This is a genomic window from Streptomyces sp. NPDC001157 (assembly GCF_053598255.1).
Genome location: NZ_JBSFJW010000003.1, coordinates 212494 through 236049, shown reverse-complemented (window position 1 = coordinate 236049; position 23556 = coordinate 212494). Strand labels below are relative to the sequence as shown.

General features: G+C 71.2%; 21 protein-coding genes and 1 pseudogene. 7 read left to right on the top strand and 15 right to left on the bottom strand.

Annotation, left to right across the window (positions count from 1 at the left end):
* Nucleotides 1-71: 71 nt before the first annotated feature.
* The 3 genes from ACWDAG_RS07205 to ACWDAG_RS07195 form a co-directional block, all read right to left on the bottom strand.
* Entirely contained in the window at nucleotides 72-1481 is a 1410-nt protein-coding gene (locus tag ACWDAG_RS07205; RefSeq protein ID WP_450694591.1) for a carboxyl transferase domain-containing protein, read from the bottom strand.
* Complete coding sequence (locus ACWDAG_RS07200; protein WP_450694590.1) at nucleotides 1474-2919, bottom strand: acyl-CoA synthetase; 1446 nt, start codon at nucleotides 2917-2919, stop codon at nucleotides 1474-1476. Before ACWDAG_RS07200 ends, ACWDAG_RS07205 begins: the two co-directional genes overlap by 8 nt.
* 69 nt (nucleotides 2920-2988) lie before the next feature.
* Nucleotides 2989-4050: a MerR family transcriptional regulator gene (locus ACWDAG_RS07195; RefSeq protein WP_450694589.1), complete on the bottom strand. Its 1062-nt coding sequence runs from the start codon at nucleotides 4048-4050 to the stop codon at nucleotides 2989-2991.
* 145 nt (nucleotides 4051-4195) lie between these two features.
* Between ACWDAG_RS07195 and ACWDAG_RS07190 the strand changes: the two genes are divergently transcribed.
* The 4 genes and pseudogenes from ACWDAG_RS07190 to ACWDAG_RS07175 all read left to right on the top strand — a co-directional run bounded on the left by ACWDAG_RS07190 (nucleotide 4196) and on the right by ACWDAG_RS07175 (nucleotide 7967).
* A complete protein-coding gene (locus tag ACWDAG_RS07190; protein ID WP_450694802.1) occupies nucleotides 4196-5068 on the top strand; it encodes an ATP-grasp domain-containing protein in 873 nt (290 codons plus the stop codon).
* A gap of 396 nt (nucleotides 5069-5464) precedes the next feature.
* A complete protein-coding gene (locus ACWDAG_RS07185; RefSeq protein ID WP_450694588.1) occupies nucleotides 5465-7276 on the top strand; it encodes a hypothetical protein in 1812 nt (603 codons plus the stop codon).
* A 35-nt stretch (nucleotides 7277-7311) separates the two neighbouring features.
* Nucleotides 7312-7401 (top strand): annotated as a pseudogene (locus ACWDAG_RS07180) (transposase); the annotation flags it as partial.
* Between the two features lie 206 nt (nucleotides 7402-7607).
* Nucleotides 7608-7967, top strand: a complete 360-nt coding sequence (locus ACWDAG_RS07175; protein ID WP_450694587.1) for a S1 RNA-binding domain-containing protein — start codon at nucleotides 7608-7610, stop codon at nucleotides 7965-7967.
* A gap of 25 nt (nucleotides 7968-7992) precedes the next feature.
* Here the strand turns inward: ACWDAG_RS07175 and ACWDAG_RS07170 are convergent, their stop codons facing one another.
* Together ACWDAG_RS07170 and ACWDAG_RS07165 are read right to left on the bottom strand one after the other, a co-directional pair.
* The gene (locus ACWDAG_RS07170) at nucleotides 7993-8181 is read right to left on the bottom strand and encodes a hypothetical protein (RefSeq protein WP_450694586.1); all 189 of its coding nucleotides are present in this window, start codon (nucleotides 8179-8181) and stop codon (nucleotides 7993-7995) included.
* Between the two features lie 14 nt (nucleotides 8182-8195).
* Nucleotides 8196-8780: an ArsR/SmtB family transcription factor gene (locus ACWDAG_RS07165; RefSeq protein WP_450694585.1), complete on the bottom strand. Its 585-nt coding sequence runs from the start codon at nucleotides 8778-8780 to the stop codon at nucleotides 8196-8198.
* 219 nt (nucleotides 8781-8999) lie between these two features.
* Between ACWDAG_RS07165 and ACWDAG_RS07160 the strand changes: the two genes are divergently transcribed.
* The gene (locus ACWDAG_RS07160; protein WP_450694584.1) at nucleotides 9000-9416 is read left to right on the top strand and encodes a TIGR03668 family PPOX class F420-dependent oxidoreductase; all 417 of its coding nucleotides are present in this window, start codon (nucleotides 9000-9002) and stop codon (nucleotides 9414-9416) included.
* Between the two features lie 154 nt (nucleotides 9417-9570).
* Here the strand turns inward: ACWDAG_RS07160 and ACWDAG_RS07155 are convergent, their stop codons facing one another.
* The 10 genes from ACWDAG_RS07155 to ACWDAG_RS07110 form a co-directional block, all read right to left on the bottom strand.
* Entirely contained in the window at nucleotides 9571-10170 is a 600-nt protein-coding gene (locus ACWDAG_RS07155) for a hypothetical protein (RefSeq protein ID WP_450694583.1), read from the bottom strand.
* Nucleotides 10136-10966 (bottom strand): FkbM family methyltransferase, encoded by an 831-nt coding sequence (locus ACWDAG_RS07150; protein ID WP_450694801.1) that lies wholly within the window; start codon nucleotides 10964-10966, stop codon nucleotides 10136-10138. The genes ACWDAG_RS07155 and ACWDAG_RS07150 overlap by 35 nt, the downstream gene beginning before the upstream one ends.
* A gap of 2 nt (nucleotides 10967-10968) precedes the next feature.
* Nucleotides 10969-11193 (bottom strand): Trm112 family protein, encoded by a 225-nt coding sequence (locus ACWDAG_RS07145; protein WP_450694582.1) that lies wholly within the window; start codon nucleotides 11191-11193, stop codon nucleotides 10969-10971.
* Nucleotides 11190-12110, bottom strand: a complete 921-nt coding sequence (locus ACWDAG_RS07140; RefSeq protein WP_450694800.1) for a hypothetical protein — start codon at nucleotides 12108-12110, stop codon at nucleotides 11190-11192. Before ACWDAG_RS07140 ends, ACWDAG_RS07145 begins: the two co-directional genes overlap by 4 nt.
* A 24-nt stretch (nucleotides 12111-12134) precedes the next feature.
* Nucleotides 12135-12884 carry a methyltransferase domain-containing protein gene (locus ACWDAG_RS07135; RefSeq protein WP_450694581.1) on the bottom strand — a complete coding sequence of 250 codons (750 nt, stop codon included), beginning with the start codon at nucleotides 12882-12884 and terminating at the stop codon, nucleotides 12135-12137.
* Entirely contained in the window at nucleotides 12881-14383 is a 1503-nt protein-coding gene (locus ACWDAG_RS07130; RefSeq protein ID WP_450694580.1) for a condensation protein, read from the bottom strand. Before ACWDAG_RS07130 ends, ACWDAG_RS07135 begins: the two co-directional genes overlap by 4 nt.
* A complete protein-coding gene (locus ACWDAG_RS07125) occupies nucleotides 14380-18768 on the bottom strand; it encodes an alpha-(1->3)-arabinofuranosyltransferase domain-containing protein (RefSeq protein ID WP_450694579.1) in 4389 nt (1462 codons plus the stop codon). The genes ACWDAG_RS07130 and ACWDAG_RS07125 overlap by 4 nt, the downstream gene beginning before the upstream one ends.
* A complete protein-coding gene (locus ACWDAG_RS07120; protein ID WP_450694578.1) occupies nucleotides 18765-19589 on the bottom strand; it encodes a class I SAM-dependent methyltransferase in 825 nt (274 codons plus the stop codon). The genes ACWDAG_RS07125 and ACWDAG_RS07120 overlap by 4 nt, the downstream gene beginning before the upstream one ends.
* Nucleotides 19573-20754, bottom strand: coding sequence for a glycosyltransferase family 4 protein (locus tag ACWDAG_RS07115; protein ID WP_450694577.1), 1182 nt, complete (start codon nucleotides 20752-20754; stop codon nucleotides 19573-19575). Before ACWDAG_RS07115 ends, ACWDAG_RS07120 begins: the two co-directional genes overlap by 17 nt.
* 206 nt (nucleotides 20755-20960) lie before the next feature.
* A complete protein-coding gene (locus ACWDAG_RS07110; RefSeq protein WP_450694576.1) occupies nucleotides 20961-21935 on the bottom strand; it encodes a DUF3068 domain-containing protein in 975 nt (324 codons plus the stop codon).
* A 198-nt stretch (nucleotides 21936-22133) separates the two neighbouring features.
* Between ACWDAG_RS07110 and ACWDAG_RS07105 the strand changes: the two genes are divergently transcribed.
* Both ACWDAG_RS07105 and ACWDAG_RS07100 read left to right on the top strand, forming a co-directional pair.
* The gene (locus ACWDAG_RS07105; protein ID WP_390663468.1) at nucleotides 22134-22286 is read left to right on the top strand and encodes a hypothetical protein; all 153 of its coding nucleotides are present in this window, start codon (nucleotides 22134-22136) and stop codon (nucleotides 22284-22286) included.
* 3 nt (nucleotides 22287-22289) lie between these two features.
* Entirely contained in the window at nucleotides 22290-23531 is a 1242-nt protein-coding gene (locus ACWDAG_RS07100; protein WP_450694575.1) for a PucR family transcriptional regulator, read from the top strand.
* Nucleotides 23532-23556: the final 25 nt, after the last annotated feature.

The window sequence follows — 23556 nt, the reverse complement described above, 5'->3', positions numbered from 1 at the left end:
GACCTCGCCGAACTTCATTGTTGCCGACGGTGCTTGGCGATGTCCCGGGTTCTGCGGGGACGGGTTGCCGGTCACGGCCCGACGATGCCCCGGATCACCTCCAGCTCCACCAGGTCCTGCGGCCGGATGCGCAGCTGGTCGGCCGTGGCCTCGACCTCCTCCGCCGGGCGCTTGAGGATTGCGGCGGCGAGCTCCGGAGCGATCACCGAGAAGTAACTGTCCGGCGTGGCCCAGGTGTTGCCGGGCGCGGCCAGGGCCAGTGCGCCGCCGGAGCCGCCCTCGCCGATCACCAGCGTGGTGACCGGTACGCGGGCGGCCGCCACCGCGCCGAACAGCTCCGCGATCGCGGCGCCCGCGCCCTGCCGCTCCGCCTCCGCGTCGTTGGCCGCGCCCGGGGTGTCGACCAGGGTCAGCACCGGGATGCCGAGGCGGTCGGCCAGGCGGACCAGGCGGGTGGCGGTGCGGTAGCCCGCTGGGCGGGTGGGGGTGCCGGTCTGGGCGGCGTAGGCGACGGGGCGTCCGGCGTGGTCGCCGAAGCCGCAGAGGATGCCTTCCGGGTCTGTGCCGCCGCAGCGGTCGCCGTGGATCGCTGCGCGGTGCGTGAAGTATGCCGTCAAGTACGCCTCTGCGCGGGGGCGTTGGGGTGAGCGAGCGCTCTGGACTGCGTCCCAGCCAGTTTCGGGCAGCTCCTGAGCGGCGAGGGCGAACGGGGGCGGGGCCGCTGAAGGTCGTGCAGCTTTGGGTCGTATGGCGTGTGCGGCGTTGTTGTGGCTGGTCGCGCCCTTCCCCGCGCCCCTTTGGGGCGCGGAAAGCAGGCGGAGCCACAATCCCAGCGTCTCCCGCAGCTCGCCGACAGGCACCACCGCATCCACCGACCCCGCCGCCACCTGCGCCTCCGCCGTGTACGCCGATGGGTCCGCGTCCGGGGGGCGGACGCGGGAGCCCGCGAAGCCGACCTGGGCGCCGGGCAGGGCGAGGATCACGTCTGCGCCCGCGCCGAGGGTGGCCCAGCCGCCGCCGGTTGTCGGGTCCCGAAGGACTGCGATCTGGGGGAGGCCGGCCTCCCGCGTGAGGGCCGACTGGTGGGCCACGCGCTGGAGTTGGGTGAGGGCGAGCATGCCCTCCTGCATACGGCTGCCGCCCGTGGCGACCAGCGGGACGACCGGGAGGCGGTGCGCACGGGCGTGGCCGTAGGCGGCCTCCAGACGGTCGCCGGTCCGTTCGCCGAGCGAGCCGCCGAGGAAGCCGAACTCGAAGGCGATCAGTACGGCCCGGGTGCCCGCGACGCTCGCGGTGCCGCACACGACCGACTCCGTCTCGCCGGTGCGTTCGGACGCGCGGGCGCGCGAGGCGTCGTAGCCCCGCCAGGCGAGGGGGCCGTCGGGGCGGGAGTCCCTTGCCGGGTACGGGAGTTCGGTGAAGGTCGAGGCGTCGGTGACCAGCGCGAGGATCTCGCGGGCGGAGAGGCGGGGCTCAGGCACGGTGCAGCGCCCGCTTCATGATCTTCCCCATGTCGTTGCGGGGGAGGCTCTCCAGGTAGTGGACCACGCGCGGACGCTTGTGCGGGGCGAGGCGGCCCGCGACATGGTCCGCCAACTCCTCGGCAGCGGGAGGTGATTGGGGGTCCACCGGCACCACCCATGCCACGATCCGCTCACCCAGATCCGCATCCGGCTCCCCGGTGACCGCAGCCTCCCGCACCCCCGCATGCTCCAGCAGCGCGTTCTCGATCTCACCGGCCCCGATCTTGTAACCCCCGCTCTTGATCAGGTCGGTGGCCTTGCGGCCGACGATCCGCACATAGCCGTCGGCCTCGCGGACGGCCATGTCGCCCGTCCGGAAGAACCCGTCGGCGGTGAACGCGGCGGCCGTGGCGTCGGGCCGGTTCAGGTACTCGGTGAACAGGTTCGGGCCGCGCACCTGGATCTCGCCGACGGTCTCGCCGTCGTACGAGGTGATCGCCGTCCCGTCCTCCTCCACGAGCCGCAGCTCGACACCCGGCAGCGGCACGCCCACCGTGCCCGCGCGCGGCTCGCCGTCCGCCCGCACGCTGGTGTTCATGAGGGTCTCCGTCATGCCGTACCGCTCGATGACCCGCCGTCCGGTGGCGGCCGCGATGCGCTCGTGGTCGTGGACCGGGAGCGCGGCGGAACCGGAGACCAGCAGCCGCGCCCGGCCGAGGGCCTTCGCCAACTCCGGTTCCTCGGAGAGCGCCCCAGCGATCCGGTGGTACATGGTGGGCACGCCGAACAACATGGTCGCGCCCGAGTTCAGCTCGCGCGCCACGCCCTCCGTGGTGAACCGCCCCAGGTGGCGCACGGATCCGCCGCGCCTCAGCGGGCCCAGGATGCCCAGCACCAGCCCGTGCACATGGAACAGCGGCAGCCCGTGCACGAGTACGTCGTCACCGGTCCACTGCCAGGCGTCGGCGAGCGCGTCCAGGGTGGTGGCGATCGCCCGGCGGGGCAGGACGGCACCCTTGGGCGGGCCGGTGGTGCCGGAGGTGTAGACGATCAGGGCGGGGGCCTCGTCGTCGATCAGGAGGGCGAGGGCGGTGCTTCCGGTGCCGGTCGCGTCGACGTCGATACGCTCCAAGTCCCGCACCGGGGTGGGGAGTTCGTCGCCGGGAGCCGCGAGCACCACACTGGGCGCACTGTCGGACAGGATGTGCCCGAGCTCCTTCTCGCCCGACTTCGGGTTGAGCGGTACGGCGGCCGCTCCGGCCCGCAGCGCCGCCACCACGGCCACCGCGGTCTCCAGCGCCGGCGTCGCCCAGATCGCGACCCGTCCGCCGGGCGGGAGCCGGGCCGCGAGAGCACCGGTCGCGGTGGCGAGCTCGGCGTACGTCAGGGACCGGTCGCCGAAGCGCAGAGCCACCTGCTCGCTCCGGCTCACCAGGGCGGGAAAGAGAGAGGACACGCGATGCACTCCATCCGTGAGGGCAGAACGACACCACCGTTCCTACACCAGCCGCCCCGCCCTTGACGATCAAAAGGCCTCCCGCACCACGTCCGCCACCACGCAGCTGACGTTGTCCGGGCCCCCGGCCTCGTTCGCCGCGTCGACCAGGGCCCTTACGGCCGCGTCCGGCGTCTCGGTGGCGAGGAGCTGTCGTATGCGGGCGTCGGGGAGCACGGTCGGCAGACCGTCGGAGCAGAGCAGGTAACGGTCGCCGGGGGCGGCGTCGTGAAGGCGCAGGTCCGGGGTGGCGGCGCCGAGGGCCTTGAGGAGGAGGGTGCGCTGCGGGTGGGCCGTGGCCTCCTCCTCGGTCAGGCGGCCCTCGTCGATCAGCGACTGGACGACCGTGTGGTCGTGGGTGATACGGAAGAGTTCTCCGTCGCGCAGCAGGTAGGCGCGGGAGTCGCCGATGTGGACGAGGGCGAGGCGGGAGCCCGTCCAGAGCAGGGCGGTGAGGGTCGTGCCGTTGTCCTCGGTGCCGTCCGTGGCATCCCGGACCGCCTCGGTCGCGCCCTGCACGGCGTCCTCCAGGAGGTTGAGCACGCTGCCCGCCGACAGCTCCTCCGTGTCCAGGAACCTCAGCGCCTCGACGGCCGCGCTGCTCGCGGGCGCACCGGCAGGCCCGAACCCGTCGGCGACGGCGAGCAGCCGTGGGCCCGCATAGGCAGTGTCCTGGTTGGCGGGCCGGACCCGGCCGCGGTCGGAGTGGGCGAAGTACCGCAGCTCCAGCATGATGGTGTCCTTCCTCGGCTGTTCCTGTTCCGTCAGGTGATCCACGAGGAACGCGGCGAGATCCCGCCGTACCGCCGTCTCGGCCTCCACCCGCGCCCAGTACGCGCGGATCTCCCCGGCGGCGGCCGCCGGTTCGAGGGCGCACACCTCCCGGATCCGGGCCAGCGGCATGCCCAGCCGCCGCAGCCACGCCACCAGCCGGGCCTGCTCCAGCTGCCGGGCGGCGTAGTAGCGGTAGCCGGTGTGCGGGTCGACCCGGGCGGGGCGCAGCAGCTCCAGCTCGTCGTAGAGGCGAAGAGCCTTCGGCGAGAGCCGGCAGGCCCGTGCGAAGGCACCGATCGTGAGCATGTCGCTGCGCATCCGGCAGTCAGTCCTCCCCGTGTTCCTGTCACCGATGCTGGGGCTTCACCGTGGGGGAAGGTCAATCCGGTTGCTTCGGTTGCGGAGGCCCTGGTTAGCCTGCGAAGCGATCCACCGCCGTATGACGTACGAACTGGAGTCCGCCGTGCCCCGAGTCGCACTCGCCACCTACGACCCCGGCGCGCAGCCGAGCAAGGACCGTGACCTGCCCGTACTGGTGCAGGCGCTGCGGGATGCCGGGGCCGAGGCCGTCGCCGTCCCGTGGGACGACCCGGACACCGACTGGAGCGGGTTCGACCTCGTCGTCATCCGGTCGACCTGGGACTACAGCTGGCGGGCGGAGGAATTCGTGGCGTGGGCCGAGAAGTGCGCCCAGGTCACCCGGCTGGCCAACCCGGCGGAGGTCGTGCGCTGGAACACCGACAAGCGGTACCTCGGGGACCTGGCGGAGGCGGGAGTCCCCGTCGTCCCCACCCGGTACCTCGCACCCGGCGACGCCCCCGGCCTCCAGGACGACCACGAGTACGTCATCAAGCCGACCTCGGGCGCGGGCGCCCGGTACGCCGCCCGTTACACGCCGGACGACCACGACACGGCGGTACGGCACCTGGCGCGCATGCACGAGGAGGGGCTGACCGCGATGGTCCAGCCCTATCTGTCCGGCATCGACGTCAGCGGCGAGCGGGCCCTGCAGTTCTTCGGCGGCCGCTTCCTGCACGCCAGCCGCAAGGGCGCCGTACTGGCGCCGGGCACGGCTTACGACGACGACAAGGTGGCCCACCCGGACCTGGTGCCATGGGCCCCGAGTCCGGCCGAACTGGCCGTCGCGGAGCGGGCGTTGGCCGCCGTACCGGATGCTCCGGAGTTGCTGTACGCGCGCGTGGACCTCGTCGACGGGGAGGACGGGGAACCGCGGCTGATGGAGCTGGAGCTGGTCGAGCCGAATCTGTTCCTCGATCTGCATCCCGGGTCGGTATCCGCCGTGGTGGGGGCGATCCTTGCGGAGGTCGGCTGCTAGATCCGCTGAGAGCCCGCTGAGACAAGGACAGCAGTAACCGATCCGGTAACCGTTCCCCGGCTGTCGGCGTAAGCTCCGACAGCCGGGGAACAGCCGCCTGGGTTGGAACTGCACATTCCTGCCGAGGATCTCCAGAGGGAACTCTGTGGAGACGACGGCGCGGGGGGTGGAGTGTCCGGAACCGGGCTGTCCGAGGTAGAGCAATCGGTGTGGGATGCGTTCCCTGCCGGACGACAGGTCGATCTGCGTCATCACGTCGCGGACCCCCCGCCTGTCTCCAGTGCAGTCGTCCGGGCGGAAGTCCTTGTTCGTCTCTTGCTAGGTGAGTGTGAGTCAAGGCCGGGGTGCGTGCCTGCGCTTCGGCTGCGCGGCGCGACTGTCACGGGAGTTCTGGACTTGTCGGGCTGCGACCTCCAGTATGCCTTGGTCGCCCAGGACTGCACGTTTGACCAGCAGCCGGTACTGGAAGCCGCGTCCACCGGACTCATCGATCTCAGTGGTTCAGCGTTTCCAGGGCTGCTCCTGCAAGACGCGCGCGTGGACGGGTTTCTACGGCTCACGGGCTGCCGCAGCAGCCGGCCGGTCCGGCTCACCCGCGCCCACGTGGTCGGGACGGTGGACCTGACTGGCCTGAGTACTGGCGGTGCTCCCGCTCTGCATGGCGACAGCCTCGTCGTGGAGCGTGATCTGCTGTGCCGCGATGCAACCATCGATGGAGAGGTACTGCTGTGGAGCGCGCGAGTCGGCGGAACCCTGGTCCTGGAAGGCGCCAGCATCACCCACCGCGCGGGTGCGACCCTCAACGGCGACGGGCTCGTCGTGGAGGGAGGACTCTTCGGTGGGGCGTCCCTTCCAGCGCGTGGACGCCCGCTGGTCTCCGAGGGCGAACTTCGGTTGCAAGACGCGAAAATATCCCGCTGCTGCAGGCTGTCGGGCGCGAGGCTTCGCAACGGGAGCGGCACTGCATTCAACGCCGAACGCCTGCACGTGGATGGTCCTCTCGCCCTGGACGCGGGATTCACGGCTGAGGGCTCGGTCGTTTTGACGGGGGCCAGTGTGCAGGGCCCGCTTTTGCTGCAGGGCGCAACCCTTGACGGTGCCGGCGAGCGCGCTCTGGATGCCTCCCTCGCCCGCATCAGTGGCGACCTTGCTGCCGGCTCCGGTTTCACTGCGACCGGGCAGCTGATGCTGGAGGAGACGCACGTGGACGGATCCGTCGTTCTCGCCGGCGCACAGTTGTACCACCCACATGGTGAGACCCTTTCGGCGCGACGGCTGCACGTGCTCGGGCGCATTGGCGGGGAAGGGCTGGTCTCCACCGGGCAGATTGTGCTCACCGATGCGCGCGTGGGCGCCAGTGTGGAACTCCCGGACGCTCGCCTGACGAACCCATCGGGCAACACCCTCACGGCCTGGGGGCTCTCCGTCGGCGGCACGCTCGACTGCTGCAACGGGTTCCTCTCCGATGGCCACATATCCCTGACCAACAGCCGCATCCACAGCGACCTGTGTCTTGAGGGAACAACCATCGACGGAGCGCTCACGCTGAACAGGATCACCGCAGGTTCACTCAGGACCAATCACAGCACGCAGCTCCACGGCCTGGTCGATCTCCGGCATGCACGCATTGGCGTCCTCGCGGACCTCCCGGCGCGCTGGCCCCAGGTCCTCCTCCTGGACGGCCTCACCTACGACCATCTGAAGGTCACTCACCCGGTGGGGGAGCGGCTGGCCTGGCTGGCCAGAGAGCGCGCCGGTTACCTGCCCCAACCCTACGAGCAGCTCGCCGCCGCCTACATCCGGCAAGGCCTCGATGATGCGGCGCGAGATGTGCTCCTGGCCAAGTACCGCAGGCGACAGGCGATACAGCCGGCCGCCTTGCGCTGGTGGGGTCTGCTGCAGGACTGGACGGTCGGCTACGGATACCGGCCTCTGCGGGCCGCAGGATGGCTGCTCTTGTTGCTACTCACTGGGACGTGGGCGTTTGCCGTACACCATCCGCTCGCGGTGAAGCCGGTCGAAGCACCGCCGTTCAACCCACTCTTGTACACGCTGGACCTGCTGTTGCCCGTGGTGGGCTTCGGCCAGCAGCAGGCCTTCAACCCGCACGGCTGGCAGCAGTGGCTGGCCGCAGTGCTCATCGCCGCCGGCTGGATCCTCGCCACGACCATCGCTGCCGGACTCACCCGCACGCTGGCCCGGCGCTGACCCGCCAATGCTCCGCCGGCCAACCTACGCGGTCTCCCCGCCAACTCAGTTCCGATGACGAGGACTTCGTCATCGCTACGGCCACCACCCGCTCGACCGAACTCGGCCGGCCTTTCACCCGGTGGTGCCCAGCCCGAGCCACTTCTTGATGCGCTGGAAGGGGACACCGTGACGGGCGAACAGGCCGCGTAACGCCTCGCGGCCAATGCGGATCACCCGGACGTCCCTTCAAGACCGCAGCGTGACCACACCTCCCGCCCAATGCGCAGCTCCTCGTGAAAGGCTGGGAGGATGATTAGCGGACCGTCTGAGAACCCGGAACTCTGATGTCGTGCAGGTCGGACAGCGGGTCTCATGCGAGTTCCTCCAGTTCGACACATGGAACCTGGAGGCCAGACTGTCCTTGCGAGCGACGCAGCCGGACCCCTTCGAAGCATTCGCCGACGGCACCGCGGTGCGGCAGAAACTGCACGGACAGGTCACCAAGCTAGTCCCGTTCGGCGTCTTCGTTCAGGTCGCCGACGGAATCGAGGGACTGGTCCACCTGCGAGAGCTCACCCGGATGCCCGTGCAAAATCCGGCGGAAGTCGTCCAGGTCGGCGACGAGGTCACGGTCGTCGTCACCGGGATCGACCGAGAGCGACGCAGGCTGGCCCTCTCCCGACGGCAAGGCCCATCGGAACACCAGTAACTCCTCCTCGTCCCATGGCGATTCCCTAGGGAAGAGCGGCTGCCGTCTTGGGCGCGGCCGCCAGCCGCAGGCCGACCTCCACGAGGGTCCAGCCCAGGCGGGTGCGGAGGTCGCGGCGGTGGCGGGCTGCGGCGGAGAGGCGGTATGCGTCGGCTTCGGCACGGAGTTCGGCGGCGCGGGCGTGGTGCAGGACCAGGTGGGTCTGGGGGTGCATCGGGCTGCTGCCTTTCATTCCGTGGTGAGGGGGAACGCGTGCGTGTGGATGCGTACCTGGGCGGTGTCGGCGTCGTCCTCGTCTGCGGCCCGATCGCGGTAGGTGTCGACGAGCGCGTGCATCTTCTCGACGAGTTCCCGGGTGAGTTCGGGCGTCAGCCGCAGTGTCGCGCTGCTCATGTCCCAGGTGCGGTTCCACTCCTGCGGCCATGCCTGGCGGTTGCCGAGCCAGGTCGACAGGTCTCTGGTCTGAGCGGTGGCGACCTCGTGGAGGTACAGGTCGGCGGCCCCGCGAACGTCCGGGTTGGTATCCGTGAGCAGCGCGTCGTCGAAGCGCAGCCCCTTGTGGACCGCCCTCCACCACCGCTCCCGTCCTTTGCCGCGCTCGGGGGCGTCCTCAATGAAGCCGTGGGCCGCGAGCTGCCGCAGGTGGTAGCTGGTGGCGCCGCTTGACTCGCCGAGTTTTTCGGCGAGTTGGGACGCGGTGGCCGGACCGCCGAAGCGCAGGGCGTCCAGCAGCTGCATGCGCAGGGGGTGTGCGAGCCCGCGCAGGGAGCGGGCGTCGAGACTGCGGACCTGTGGGTCCTGGGGCTCGTTCATGCGTACAAAGGTAGCCTTGCAAAGGATCTGTTGCAACGTATTCTTTGCAACGGATCCTTTGCAAGGCGGCTAAAGCCTTCCGGTAACCCAGCCCGGTTGATCCACCACGTCCGCGGCCAGCAGGTCGGCAGCCGCAGACGCTCACAGCGGCGCGCAGATCACCGCCCTCGGCCGGACGGCAGGCTCCTCCGCTGTCAGAGCCTCGCTACGGTGGGGCACATGAAGCTCTCGCCGCTCGTCGCCCGGGAACGCTTTGCCGCATCCCCCGTCGCCAGGCTGGCGACAGCCGACGCCCACGGGGTGCCCCACGCGGTCCCCATCACTTTCGTCGTCCTGAGCGACGTCCTCTATTTCGCGGTCGACCACAAGCCCAAGAGCACGTGGGATCTGCGGAGGTTGCGCAACATTCGGGAGAACCCGTCGGTGACCGTGCTCGTGGACCACTACGACAAGGACTGGTCGATGCTGTGGTGGGCTCGCGCCGACGGCCGTGGCGAAGTGCTGGAGGACGGGCAGGAGCCGCGCCGCGCGGTGGAGTTGCTATGCGGCAAGTACGAGCAGTACAAGGAGTCCCCTCCCAAGGGCCCCGCAGTCGCCATTCGGGTCGAGCGGTGGAGCGGATGGTCTTTCGCCTAACCTTGCCGTCGCTTTCGGGTTACGCGCCCGCCCGACTTCCCCGTAAGGCAAGACGGGTGGGTGGGGCCCATACGCCCCACCCGGCCTCGGCCCCCGTTGCGGGGACGGCAACGCAAGCCCTGACCGGCCATTCGCCGTCCGTTCGGGGCGCTGGTCATTCGTCGATCGCCGTCCGTTGCAACAGCCCCCAAGTGAACTCGGCGACCACCCGCCGCTGTACGCCTTCCCCGTCCGGCGCCGTGAACGCCAGCCCCCACCGCGTGGGCGCCGTGCCCTCCAGCGGCCGGGCGGGCGCGAAGGCGCGGGCGGCCTCGTCGACCGTGCAGGACCAGGGGGTGAGGTCGTCGAGGGTCTTCAGAACCGGTCCTTCGGCTCCGGGAGCGCGGACCAGCCATTCGTTCCAGACGGCGCCGTTCGGGGCGAGGAGGACCTCGAAGCGCAGGTCCGGCCAGAGCGGAACGGGCCAGAGCAGGGCTTCGCAGTCCAGGTCGCCGATCTTTCGGGTGGTCGTCGATTCGGGGGCGCCCAGGATCGAGCGGTAGCGGGAGGCTGCGGCGCGGGAACGTGGCGAGTGCAGCATCGCCTGCCAGCGTTTGTTGGCCTCCCTCATGTCGGCGATCGAGACGCCCAGCTCGCGGCGGGCGTCCTCCACCAGGTCCGGGGTGTGGTCGGCCATGCGGCGCAGCAGGACCAGCTGGAAGTCGAGGGGGGTGAACGGGCTAGCGGGGCGCTTTCCGGAGGGCATGGGCACCATGGTTGCTCACGCCACTGACACCGGGCCGGCGGCCGTCCGGGAGGAACAGGACCGAGTTGACGTAGCGGGTGTGCCTGCGGAAGGGCAGGACACGGCCCAGCAGGCCCTGGGCGACAACGTGCGAGGTGCTCGTCTGGTGGGCCTCCAAGGGGAACTTCGCGAGCGGCACCCAGGCCGAGCCGGGCAGCACCCAGCCGTCGTAGCGGAGCAGGGACAGATAGGTGACGACGGGGGCGATCGGCTGGATCCGGGACTCCAGTTCCACGAAGAGGGCCGGGCGGTCCCGGGCCAGCAGGCCCGTGGCACCGCGCAGGACCGCGAGCTCGTTGCCGTCCACGTCGATCTTGATGAAGTCGACGTCCCGCAGGCCGAGTTCGTCGAGGGTGACGCAGGGGACGTGCAGGGCCCGGGCGTGGATGTCGCGGCGGACCAGCGAGGACACGCCCCGGTCGCCCGCGTCGTCCGGTGGGAACCACAGACGGGCGGTGCCGGGCCGGTCCGAGGCGGCGGCCTGGACGACACGGACGTTCGGCGGGGCGGTGGAGGTGAGCAGGCGGGCCAGATGGGGGACCGGTTCGACGGTCACCACCTGGCGGGCGCGGGGAGCCAGGCGCCGGGTCCATGGCCCGTACCAGCCGCCGACGTCCACGGCGGTGCCGCAGCCCGGCGGGCACAGGTCCGCCAGCCGGGCCAGCTCGGGCTCGAAGCGGGGGTAGACCGCCCGGGCGGCGGCGGCCACCAAGCGGAGGGGGAGGAGCGGGGCCAGCCGGGCGGCCAGGGTGCGGGGCGGGGTCACGGTCACTGGGCCATCCGCTTGAGCAAGGCCTCGTGCTCGTCGTCCGTCACCTGTTCCCCGGACGACGGCAGCAGCTGCGGGATGCCGTCGACGATCGGGTAACGGCGGTGCAGGCGCGGGTTGTACAGGGACTCCGGGACGGTCGGGCCGTCCGGCCTGACGAGGTGCAGCGGCCCCTTGTCGAGCGGGCACGCCAGGATCCGCAGCAGCGGGTCGTCGGGGTTCATGGAGGGGTCAACTCCTTGGTGGCGACGGGGGGTTGGGGAGGATCTTGGGGTGCGTGCCGGTCGTGCTTGGGCATGGCCAGCAGGACGGAGACGGCGAGGACCGTGCCCGCCAGCCGCAGGGAGAGCCGCAGCGGGTCGTGCGGGAGCGCCTCGCCGAAGGAGAGGGTGCCGAGTACGGCCGTGTAGAGGCAGGTCACCGTCGTGCACACCGGCACGATCAGCGAGGCCCGGCAGCGCTGCAGCGCGGCCTGCGACATCACCAGTCCGAACGCGCCGGTGAAGAGGAGGAGATACGGGTACGGGGACTTGAGCAGGTCGACCACCGCACCACCCAGCCCGCTCGAGGTCAGGTAGCTCGACACGCCCTTGATGGCGAGCGAGCTGACCCCGTACAGCAGGCCGACGGCCACCCCGTACTCCACGCCTGTGGTCGGCGCCCGGTGGCGGTGCTTGGTCCTGCGCTCGGCGGCCCCGTAGAGCCACACCCCACCCGCCAGCGACGGCACGCACACCAGCAGGATCAGCTGGTACGGGGCGCTGCGGCTGACCGTGTCCGAGCCCTCCTTGAGGGAGAGCACGACCATCAGCAGCGCGGCGAGGATCGCGCCGAGCGCGTACCGTTCCCGTCCGGTCGTCTCCTCGCCCAGCAGCCGGGCGGAGAGCAGGACGAGGAGTACCAGACCGGAGACGAAGATGCCCTGGGCGGCGGCGATCGGCAGCGTCCGGTACACGACGAGCTGTGCGCCGAAACCGGAGGCGAGGGCGAGGGAACCACCGATCCACAGGGGGCTGCCCAGCACCAGTCCGATCAGCCGTACGGGGTTGCGGATCGTCACCTCGGGGAGCGAGGTGAGCGCCCGTTTCTCCAGGACGAAACCGAGGCTGTACAGGGTGTTCGCCATCAGGGCCGCGGCCACTCCCCACCACATGACGTGCCCCCTCTACGTCTTTGTCCTGCGGGCGTGCAGGAGAAGGATCGAGGCGAGCGAGGGTCTGGAGCAGGCCAGCCGGTCGAGGGGACGGAGGGGGCGGGGTACGCCGTGGAACGGGGCGCCCTTGACATCCACGATCTCGAAGCCGGACGCGGCGACGAACTCCCGCAGCGCACGGGCGGTGTACAGCCGCAGGTGTCCGACCACCTCCGTTCCCGGTCGGCCGTGGATCGCCCGCAGACTGACCTCGGAGAAGACGGGCTGTACGCCCGCCAGCAGCAGGGCGCGGTTGTACCAGGCGGCCAGGTTCGGGGTGGAGAGCATCAGATGGCCGCCCGGACGCAGGACACGGCGGATCTCGTCGAGGGCGGCATCCGGGTCGACGAGGTGCTCGATCACCTCGCTGAACAGCACCGCGTCGGCGGAGGCGGCCTTGAACGGGAGCCCGCCGTCGGTGAGTTCGCCGCGGATGGCGTACGACAGGTGGGTGCGGGCCCGTTTCAGGGCGTCCTGGGACCAGTCGACGCCGATGATGCGGTGGCCGGTCAGGAGCGGTGCCGCGGTGGCGGCCGCGGTGCCGTCGCCGCAGCCGATGTCGAGGATGGTGCGGGGCGTGCCCGTGGCCGCCGGGCCGAGGGCGGCGGCCAGCATGCGGGCCTGGCGGAGGCTGCGGGGGGTGCCGGAGGCGACCGGGACGGCGGGGTCCTCGTAGAAGTCACGCAGGTCGGGGCGGTGCACGGGGGCGGTGGTCGCGTTCACGGGGTCACCTCCGTGGAGTGCAGATAGTGCTCGAACAGATCGCGGAGGTGGGCACCGTCGCCGTGGCTGAGCAGGGCGCGGGACCAGCGCAGGGCGAGGTGGAGGCGGCCCGCGGTGGAGGCGGTGGTGACGGTCAGGCCGCGGGGCATACGGGCCGGCGCGGAGAACCAGACCGCGTGCGCGCGGCCCGCCTCCTCGCCGAAGTCCAGGGGGTACGGGATGCGGCCGATGTTGCTGAGCAGTGTGGTCGACGTCCAGGGCGCGGCGGCTCTGCGCAGGCCCCGGGTGAGGGCGGCGCGCCAGGCCACGGGGGTGACGGGGGCGGTGAGGAGGGCTGCGCCGTGGCCGAGTTGGGGGCGGGGGAGGGATTTGAGGGCTCGTGTGCGGGTTGCCGTGCGGCGCAGCAGGGCGGGCATGACGGTGGGGTCGTGGGCGGCCAACTCCTCGGGGGAGAAGGGGACTTCGACCAGGCGGGTGCCATTGCCCATCGGCATGGTGGCGTCTCGGGGGCGGTCGTCCACGGGCATGGTGATGCGGAGGGGGCGGGGGTTTGCGCCGTGTTCTCTGTTCCAGTGGGCGATGGTGAGGGCTGTGGTGACCATGAGCTGGTCGTTCACCGTGTAGGGGGAGCCCTTGGGGCGGTGGGGGAGGGGGAGTTCGGTGACGAGCATGCCGTTGCCGGGGGAGGGTTCGGGGGTGCCTTGGGCCACCCTGGCGGGTGGGGACCAATTGGACGGGGTGTCGATGGGGGGCTGGGGGGTGGTGTCGGGTGTGCGGATGGGGGGTGCGGTGGGGGAGTTGTCCCTGCCGCTGTAGATCTCTGCGGCGGTGGCCAGGACTCGGAGGCAGGCGGGGCCGTCCAGTGCCGTGTGGTTGATGGTGAGGAAGAGGACGGTGCCGGTGTTTTGTGCGGCGCCGGTGTTGTGGCTGGCGGGGGGTGGGGTCGCTTGCCGGCGCTCGCCGGGTACCGCCCTCTTCGGGTCGGAAGCTGCCCTAGCGGCACGATTGCCCGCAGCTACGGCAGGTACGGCGGCCGCAGCTACGTGGGATTCGCCCACCGCGTCCGACGCCTCGCTGCCCTCAGCCGGACCCGCGTTCTCCACCACCTCCAGCCGTATCGGCGGTGACAAGGTCAGCGGTGGTGCCGTCGTCAGGGCTCGGGTTCGGGCGTCCCGTAGTGCGGAGGGGCCCGTCGGGGGGAAGGTCACCACCTCCGTGTCCGGATCCGGGGTCAGCTCCCACTCGTAGCGGCGGCGGTACCAGTGGCCGGTGGCCTCGCGCATCAGGATGCGGGGGTGGCGGCGCAGGGCCTCTGTGAAGGCCGCGCGCAGGCGGTCGCGGTCCAGGGGGCCCGGCAGGTGGACCTCGATGTGGACCGTCTCCGGTTCCTCCTCCTGGAGGCAGTGCCGGGCGACCTCGTCGACGACGGGGAAGGGGATGCGGGCCGGTGGTCGGGCTGCCGGGCCGTCGGCGCGGGCGGGGTGTTCGAGTGCGGTCACGTGGGTTCGTCCCTCCCCCTGGGGGCTTCCGGCTGCTCGGGCGGAGTCGGCCGGAACTTCGGTTTGCGGAACTGGATCCGCGCGGTCGGCGGGTCGGGATCGGGCCCGCCGGGGCCGCGCGCCGAGACGGTCGGCCCGGCGTCGGGCGGCGGGGGTGGCGGGGCCTCGCCCTCGGGTGCCGGTCCGTTCGTGCCCCGGCGCCGCTGCGGGAGTGGTCGGGTCGGGGCCTCGGAGCCGGGTACCGGCGGCAGCACCGCCGTAGACCCCGGCCCCTCGTCGGGCTCCCGTACGCTCACCAGGCCCGCGAACAGCCCGATCAGCGCGAGCAGTTGGGCCGTGTGGCCGAAGGCGCCCTCGCCCGCGCCCACGGGCTCCCCGGCCCCCGTGGCCGCCGCGATGCCCGCCCCCGCGAGGGCGACGAACGCGACCGGCACGAGCAGGGCGTGCCGCCGGTACGCCAGCAGTGCCAGCGCGGGCACCAGCAGCGCGAACCAACCGGCGATCAGCACGCCCACCACGGTCAGGGCCACCGTGCCGAGCCACAGCCCGGGCAGCGGCGGTACCGGCTGCGGCGGGTCGGGGTTCGGCGAGCGGCGGCGCCAGACGACCAGTCCGACCAGGACCGCCAGGCCCACCCCGCCGCCGATCAGCCCGCCCTCGTAGGTCGTCGCGGGCTCGTACGACAGCTTGACGGTGCCGCCCGCCCCGGCCGGGATCCGCCAGCCCTGCTGCCAGCCGTCGAGGCGGACCGGGGTCAGTTCCCTGCCGTCCAGGGTGGCTTTCCAGCCGTCGTTGTAGTTCTCGTACGTCGTCAGGTACGTGGCCGCACCGGAGCCGACGGTCACCTCGCGGCGGTCGCCCAGCCAGTCCCGTATCGTCAACCGGCGTTCCATGGCGGTGGGTTCGGTGACCGTGCCGCGGGTCAGGGTCATGTCGGTGAGGGTGAGCGGCCCGGCGTCCCCGGCCTCGACACGGTGCGGCCCGGCGGTCAGCTCCAGCTCTCCGTCGTCACGGCTCTGCCGGCAGAGCGTCACATCGACCGCCCGGCGCTCCGTCAGGTCCAGTACCGTCCCCTTGGCGCTGGTCTGGTACAGCTTGCCGTCCACCGCCACGTCCGGCCCCTGTCCGCACGGCAGTGAGAAGGCGCGGGAGCTGCTGGGCTGCGGGGTACGGTACTGGTCGAGTGCCGGGATGTACGCCTCGGTCAGGCCCACCGGGAGCTGCAGGTCCTCGTCGGCGACGGGGTTGTGCAGGGTCAGAGGCGCTGTCCGGGTGATCGTGATGTCCAGGCGGTCGGTGGTGATCGGGTCGAAGCGGGTCACGCCGTTCTCGTCGACGCCGGCGATGGTCGCGCCGTCGGGGGAGCTGATGTCCACCTGCGTGGGACGGGTCGACAGGCCGCCCGCGGGCGCCAGCACGATCTCCCCCACCGGCTGTTTGCCGCTCCAGCTCAGATGGATCGTCGGCCGGTCGCCCGCGATCCACGCCGTCGTCAGATCGCCGTCGGTGAGGTTGCGCGCCGACAGGTCCGCGCCGAGGGCCGCCGTGGAGTCGGCGGTGGCGACGATGCGGCTCTGCTGGTCGGGGGCGACCTCGTACAGCAGCTTGTCCAGTGCCTCGCCGCTGACCGGCACCGCGCCCGCCTTCACCTCGTACGTCCCCGCCGTGGCCGTGGTGAAGCGCCGGTGCAGGCCCGCCTCGGTGCCGGTCGAGGAGAGGCCGGTGGGGTCGGGGGTGCGGTGCAGGGAGACGAGGGTGGCGGCGGCGTCGGAGTCGTCCGCGTCCGTGGGCAGCCGCAGCAGACGGGTCACCTGGACGTGCGGGAGGGCGATCTCGGAGAAGCCCGCCCCCGTCAGACCCGAGCGACGCTCCACCGAGTCGACGATCGTCAGCTTCATCCAACTCGTCGCGCCCGCCGGTGCCTTGATGCTCTGCGTCTGACCGTTCGGCCGCAGGAAGCTGGTCCTGCTTCCCTTCTCCGTCTCCACCCGCACCTTCGTCGCCGCCGACCGCACGCTCTCCTGCGGCAGCGGTGTCACCTCGAACGAGGACGGCATGTCGTACGAGTCGGTGAAGCCGATGCGCAGCCACTGCCCGTCCGCCGAGCCGGGTGCGCCCTCCGCCCAGGCCGTGTCCGGGTTGCCGTCGAAGGCGTTCACCGGGTCGTACTGCGGGAGGTGGAAGAGCCAGTTGCCGCTGGAGGACGCCGTCACCGAGCGGGCGCCGCGCAACTGGGCCACCGTCTGGTGGTCGAGCCCCTTGACCGGCAGGATCTGGTGCGGTTGCTTCCCCGCGTCCTGCACGGCGTCCGGCGCGTTCCGCTCGGAACCGGTGTACGTGTACGAGGTGTTGCCGCTGACCAACCCGAACCGGGTGTCCGCGCGGCGCAACCCGTCGCCGACCACCTGGAGCGGCGGGGAGCCGAGCCCGGGGTGGTTGTCGCCGGTCAGCACGGTCGCACGGCCGCGCAGCTCGGAGGCGAGCGGCAGCAGGGCCTCGGGCCCGCCGGAGACGACGGCGGTGTCGGAGACGGGCAGCAGATGGGCCTGGCCCGGTCGCGGAACTCCCTCGCCCGGGGGCTCGTAGATCTCGACCGCCCGCTGCCGCGGATAGAGCCCCTCCACCTGGAGCGGCGCGTCGTGCGCGATCTTCCCGCCGGTCATGACCGGCCCGAAGCCCGTCACCCTGACGTACCCCGACTGCTCCAGGGTCCGCTTCACCGTCGTGGTCGGCACGGAACCGATCTGGTCGGGATCGAGGTCGTTGCGTACGACGACGTAGTAGATCCCCGCCCGGCTCAAGTAGTCGGCGAGCCCCGGGACGTCGCTCCCGGAGGCCAGCGCGTCCTCCACCGCGTCCATCGCGCGCCGGTTGCCGGGGGTGCCGAAGGGCACGTAGTCCCGCTGCGCCCAGCGGGACTTGGCGAGGACGTCGAGGGGCTGGTCGATGGGCGAGCCCCAGGTGTAGATGCCGTGCGAGGTGGCCGGGACGACGAGGGCACGGGAGTCCGGGGAGTACTTCTCCAGCCAACTCGCCGTGGTCTTCCAGTACTTGGGAAGCTCCTGGAAGGACCCCGGGTTGAGGATCGAGCCGTTGAGATACGGCCACATCAGCCCCGGGACGATGAGCACCGCGGCGACCAGCGGGGCGAACCGTCGCCCACGCACCGGCCGGGCGCCATGCGACTCGGTGGCCACCCCCACCACATGCGCAAGCCCCAGCACCGACGCCAGCGCCAGCCCCGTCTGGAACTTGTAGATGTTCCGGAAGGGAACGAGCCCGCCGTTCAGCCAGTCCTGCACGACCCCGTGGAAGGGAGCACCGAACGCGCCGCCGTACCCGGCGAGCAGCACCACAACCGTGGAGACCACGGTCAGCACCAGCCACCGCCGCTCCGGCATGTCCCGTCTCGCGAGGCCGGCAAGACCGAGCGCGGCGGCGAGCGCCGAACACACGACGACGATCACCGACGCGACGACCGTCCACCCGGCCGGCAGCCAGGCCTCCCCGAAGTGCAGATAGGCGACCCAGTCACCGGCCCCGCGCAGTGCCTCCGTCGCCGACATGGTGGCCGTCGTGGTCTGCGAAGTCTCCACGTACGGAAGGAAGTTCTCGCCGTAGACACCGAGCATGACCAGCGGTATCCACCACCATGCCGTCGCCACGACGACCCCCGGCGCCCACCAGGCGATCAGCTTGCGCTGTCGTGGCCCTGGCGGGCGGGACAGCAGGTACAGCCCGACCGGCAGCAGCGAGGCGAGGGTGGAGGCGCCGTTGACGCCACCCATGAAGGGGACCATCAGCGCCGAGCGCAGGGCGGCGACCCGGGCGCTGTACCGCTCGTTCGTCAGCGGCAGCAGCACCCAGGGCAGAAAGGCACCGGGCAGCGCGGCCGCGGACGTCGACCCGACGACGATGGTGAAGACGGGCCACAGCGCATACGCGACCCCCGCGAGCAGCCGCGACCCACTGCTCCCCACCCGCAACCGCTCGGCCAGCCGCAACGCGCCCCAGAAGGCGACGGACACGATCAGCGACAGCCACAGCCGCTCCGCCAGCCACACGGGCAGATGCACGGCGTGGGCCAGCCAGTAGAACGGCAGCATCGGCCACAGATAGCCGGCGTACTGGTCCTGGATACCGCCGAAGCTGCCCTGGTCGTGCCACAGCTGCCCCAGGTCGGAGAAGAAGGCACCCGGGTCGACCGTCACACCCAGCTTGGTGTCGAAGGTCTGCCGACCCGGGTGCACCACCAGGAACAGCAGCAACGCCACGGCCCAGAACCCCACCAGCCAGCGCCGCGACCGCGGGCCCTCCGGCGGACCCGAGGTGGCCGCGGTGGTGTGGACGGCTGCCGGAGGAGGGGCCTGGACCGTGGTCGTCATGGGGGACACCGCCGGAGGATGAGGAGTAGGTTCCAGGTGGCCACCTCACGTATCCCCGGCGCTTTCACGACGGTCTCCGCGAGGAAGGGCCAGTAGCGGGAGCGCGCCGAGACGACCGTGACGTCGTCGCGGGCGCGCACCTGCCGCAGGGTGGCGCCGATGTGCACGGCGAAGAGGTTCTCGCCGAGGGTGTGCTTGGCGGGCTTCCCGGTACGCCGCCGGTAGCGGGCGCGGGCCCGCTCGGCACCGAGGTAGTGCCACGGCGCCCACTCGTGCCCGCCCCACGGGGACAGCCAGTTGGTGAACGACACATAGATCAGCCCACCGGGCCGCGTCACCCGGGCGAGTTCGCTGAGGAATGTCTGCGGATCGGCGACATGCTCCAGCACATTGGAGGAGAAGGTCACATCCGCGGCACCGTCCCGCAAGGGCAACAGATACCCGTCGGCGATCACGGCCCCGTCGGGCGGTTTGTCGCCGAGTTCCTGCACGTCGGGCTCGAAGAGGTAGGCGCTGGCGCCCCGACGGCGGAACTCCTCCGTGAAGTACCCGCCTCCGCCGCCGACGTCCACGACGGTCCGGCCGATGACGGCCCCGTCGTAGGCCTCGACCTGATCGGCGGCGTCACGGGCGAGCAGGGAGTAGCAGGCTTCGGGGTCGTCCTGTTCATGACGGAAGGCCCGGAAGAGGGCAAGGGACCGCCGAAAAGACGGATCCTTCGTACTTTGGGGTGCTGTCGCGTCCCTAAAGGGGCGCGGGGAACTGCGCGACCAGCCACAAACGACGGCCAGCCGAGAGGTGACCTCACCGACGCGGCGCATAGTCCGGCTCACCCCCGCCGGAGGCGTGCCGCACCGCCTCCGCAGCCACCGCCCGAAACTGTCTCACCGTACGGTGCCAGCGATACCGCGCCGCCCGGTCACGGGCAGCCTTGCCCATCTCCTCCCGCCGATGCCCGGACAGCGCAAGCGCACACCACGCAGCCGCAAACGAGGACTCCCCGTGCGCCAGCACCCCGGTCTCCCCGTCCACGACGGAATCCCGCAATCCCGGCACATCAAAGGCAATGGTCGGCGTCTCCCGAGCCGCAGCCTCGGTGACGACCAGCCCCCACCCCTCCACGGCAGAGGGATGCAGCAACAACCAGGCCGCACACAACAGCCGGTGCTTCTCCGCCTCGGAGACGTGACCCACGAACTCCACGCCGGGCCCGGCAAGTTGCTCCAGCCGCCCCCGCTCGGGCCCGTCGCCGACGATCACGAGCCGGCCCCCGGTCACGGGCCGCACCCGCTCCCAGAGTCTCAGCAGCAGATCGATCCGCTTGTACTCGACGAGTCTGCCCACCGCCACGAACAGCGGCTCGGCCGACCGCTCGTCCCGCGGCCCGGGCTCCTCAACACCGTTGTGCACCACACGGATCCGGTCCCGCGAGACGCCGATCCCCCGCAGGGCATGCGCGGTCGAGGGAGAGACCGCGACCAGCAGGCTGCGATGCTGCGCACCGGTCAGCGCCCACTGCTCGAGTCTTCGGCCGATCCGCGCGGCCGGCGCCAGGGGCCCGCCGAACCGCATCTTCCACAGATCGGTGTGAACGTGGTTGACCAGGCAGACCGTGGGCCCGTGGTGCCAGTAGGGCGCGAGGTACGGCATCCCGTTGCAGACCTCGACCAGCAGATCGGTCTCGCCGACCTGACGGGCGAAGGCGGAACGGGCACGCAGGTAGTGGGCGAACTCGCCGCCGGCCGACACGACCCGGTAGTCCCGGAAGGCCGCGGGACCCCCGCAGATCAGGGTCACCTGGTGGCCGAGGTCGGTCAGCCCTTCGGCGAGCCGGTCGACCAGCAGCTCCGAGCCGCCGGCCGCCGGATTGTCGAGATCCCGGTGGGCGAGGAAAACGATTCGGCGCGGTTGTGGGGGGAGCGCCGAGGGGTGCTGCGGAGCCCAGGGGTGCGTGGCGCGCAGCGGGGATGGCACGTGCTGGGGCATGGGTGCTCCAACTCGTCTCAGGGTGCGGAACTCAGCAGTGGCTTTCCGGACTTGCTGTGGGGGGACTGAGCTCTTCATGGGCGGGGGGTGTGGACACGTTGTGCTTGGGTGGGGTTGGACAGTTTTCGCCCAGCCGTTCGCCACGGCTACTCACCGGGGTGACAAATTTCCGCCTTATTAGAACTGACGTCATGTCACATCGTGAGCTAAGCCCGCGAAGTCCGGGGCATCTCGGGTGAATCAGGATGCTTCCTTCCTCGTACCACCAAAACCCCACCCACCACCGCCAGTACGAATCCGGCCACAGCGGCGGTAATCGGCAACGTCTGCCCCACCATGCGCAGTCGGCCGCTCTCCTTTTTGGCCAGCTTCACCTGGTCCTTCTGTGTGGCGGTGGTGAACGCCAGCCTCTGGCTGTCCAGCAGCACCACCGCGTCCTTCTCGGCGCCCGGCGCCCGCAGGGTGCGCCGCGGGCCGACCTGGGCGTAGAGCACCCGCCCGGTGCGCTGGTCGACGACCAGCTCGATGCCGTGGTTGGAGTACCACTCCTCGGCCAGGACCTGCGGTTTGTTCTTCTGGCCGACGATCGTGCCGGGGACCAGCCGCGTCCCGATCTTCGACGGCGGGACGGTGCCGGTGAAGCGGTAACCCCGGTACCCCTGGATCTTCTTGGTGCCCGAGTAATGCAAAGTGACGGTCGAACCGAGTGAGTTGTCCCACCACCGGTACGACTTCCGGCGCACGTCGAAGGGGAACTTCAGATAGGCGTCGCCCTCGAAGTAGGGGTTCTCCTTGCAGCAGTGCACCGGCTGGTTGGTGTGGCGGTTGGTCACCCAGCGGTTGAGGAAGAACTCCAGCGCGTCGTGCGGATCGGCGGCCGGCAGCGACTTGTCCGTGTCGACCGTCGTCGTCACGTCCCACACCGCCCGCCCGCTCTTCTCGCTGTCCGCGACGTTGCCGCGCACCTGCTGGGTGACCGTGATGGGCTTGTCGTGGACTGTCTTGATCTCATCGGTGTCGAAGTAGCTTCCGGTGCCTCTGTAGACGGCGGTGGTGTCGATGTCGATCGGGTTCACGGCGGCCCGCGGTTCGACGTACCAGGCCAGCATCGGCGCCAGGACCAGCAGAAACGTGCCGAGTCCCAGCAGAATCAGCGAAAGGGGGGAGGCTGTACGGCGCATCCGGGCACTCCAGGGGGAGGGATGACGGAGTTCGGGCCGCTCCGGCCCGCGACGCCGGACTGGCGGGAAGACGGGGCCTTGGGCCGGGAACCGTAGGCTGCTCTTGACGGGGTGTCAATGCTTGTCGAGACTGGGGCCGACAGGCAGGGGTGGGGCACCGGGGTGGGACGACCTCCGGACAGAGAGGCTGACCCTGCGATGTCCAGACTGCTCGCAGCCGCGCTCACCGTCGTGGCCGCCGCCGCGCTCGCCGTGGGTGCCGCGCTCGGCATCGTCGCGCTGCTCGACGCGACGCCCGCCCAGCCCAACACCCCCTTGATCACGTACGAGCAAGCCGGGCAAGGGAGTTGACCTGTGACGCCCGCCCGCTCGCCGGCCGTCACCACCCGCTCGGCCTGGCACGACGTGCCCCGTCTCCAGGTCCGCCGCTTCGCCGCCCTCGCCATGGCCGAGGCGCCTGCCCTCGCCGAGGAGATCCTGCGCGAGATCCGCCGCGAGTACCCGCACCTGCCCGTGGTCCTCGACGAGTCGGGCGAGCCGATGGCTCTGGTGGGCATCCGACGGGCCATCGAGGTCTTCGTCCAGCACCTGGAGCAGTCGGAGGGCCGACCGACGGTCCCGCCGGGCGTCTTCCAGGAGTTCGGCCGCGGCGAAGGCCTGCACGGCCGCTCACTCGACTCCCTGCAGGCGATCTACCGCATGGGCGTACGCCTTGCCTGGCGCCGTTTCGCCGAGATCGGCCAGCGGGTCGAGATCCCGCCGCCCGCGATGTACGAACTCGTCGACGCGGGCTACGAGTACCTGGACGGCCTCGTCGACCAGTCGGTGCGCGGCTATGCGGAGGCGGCGGCGCGGCAGGCCGGGGAGCGGCTGAGGCTCCAGCGGCGGCTGCTGGAACTGCTCCTCGCCGAACACCACCGGGGCGACCCGGCCGAGGCGCTGACCGAACGCGCCGCCCGGGTCGGCTGGACACTGCCGCGCAAGGTCGCGGTCGGCGTCCTGCTCCGGCCGGCCCGCGAGGCGGTCGCCCCCGCCGTGGGGCAGGACGTGCTGCTCGACATGGAGTACGAGCAGCCCCGCATGGTCGTCCCCGAGCCGGACGCGGCCGGCCGTCCCGAGCTGCTGCACCGGGCGCTGACCGGCTGGTCCGGGGCGATCGGGCCGCCCGTACCCCTGTCCGACGCGGCGAAGTCGCTGCGCTGGGCCGAGGCGGCCGTACACCTGATGGAACGGAGGCTGCTGCCCGCCGGGGACGTCCTGTACTGCACGGAACACACGGAGGCCCTGGTCCTGCTCCAGCCCGAGGAACTCATCGACGACCTCGCCCTGCGCTGTCTGGCCCCGCTCACCCACTGCGGCCCGGCGCACGGCCGCCGGCTTGCTGAAACGTTACTGGCGTGGCTGGAGACACGAGGTGGGGCCCCGGAGGTGGCCGCCCGGCTGGGCGTCCACCCCCAGACCGTCCGCTACCGCCTCCGCCAGATCCGCGAGCTGTGGGGCGACGAGATCGACGACCCGGACCGCCGCTTCGAGCTGGAACTGGTGCTCAGGGCACAGAGGTTGAGGGGGGTGCTGGGGGAGGCGGGGCGGCGGTGAAGCCCACTGCCCGGGGAGGTCCGCG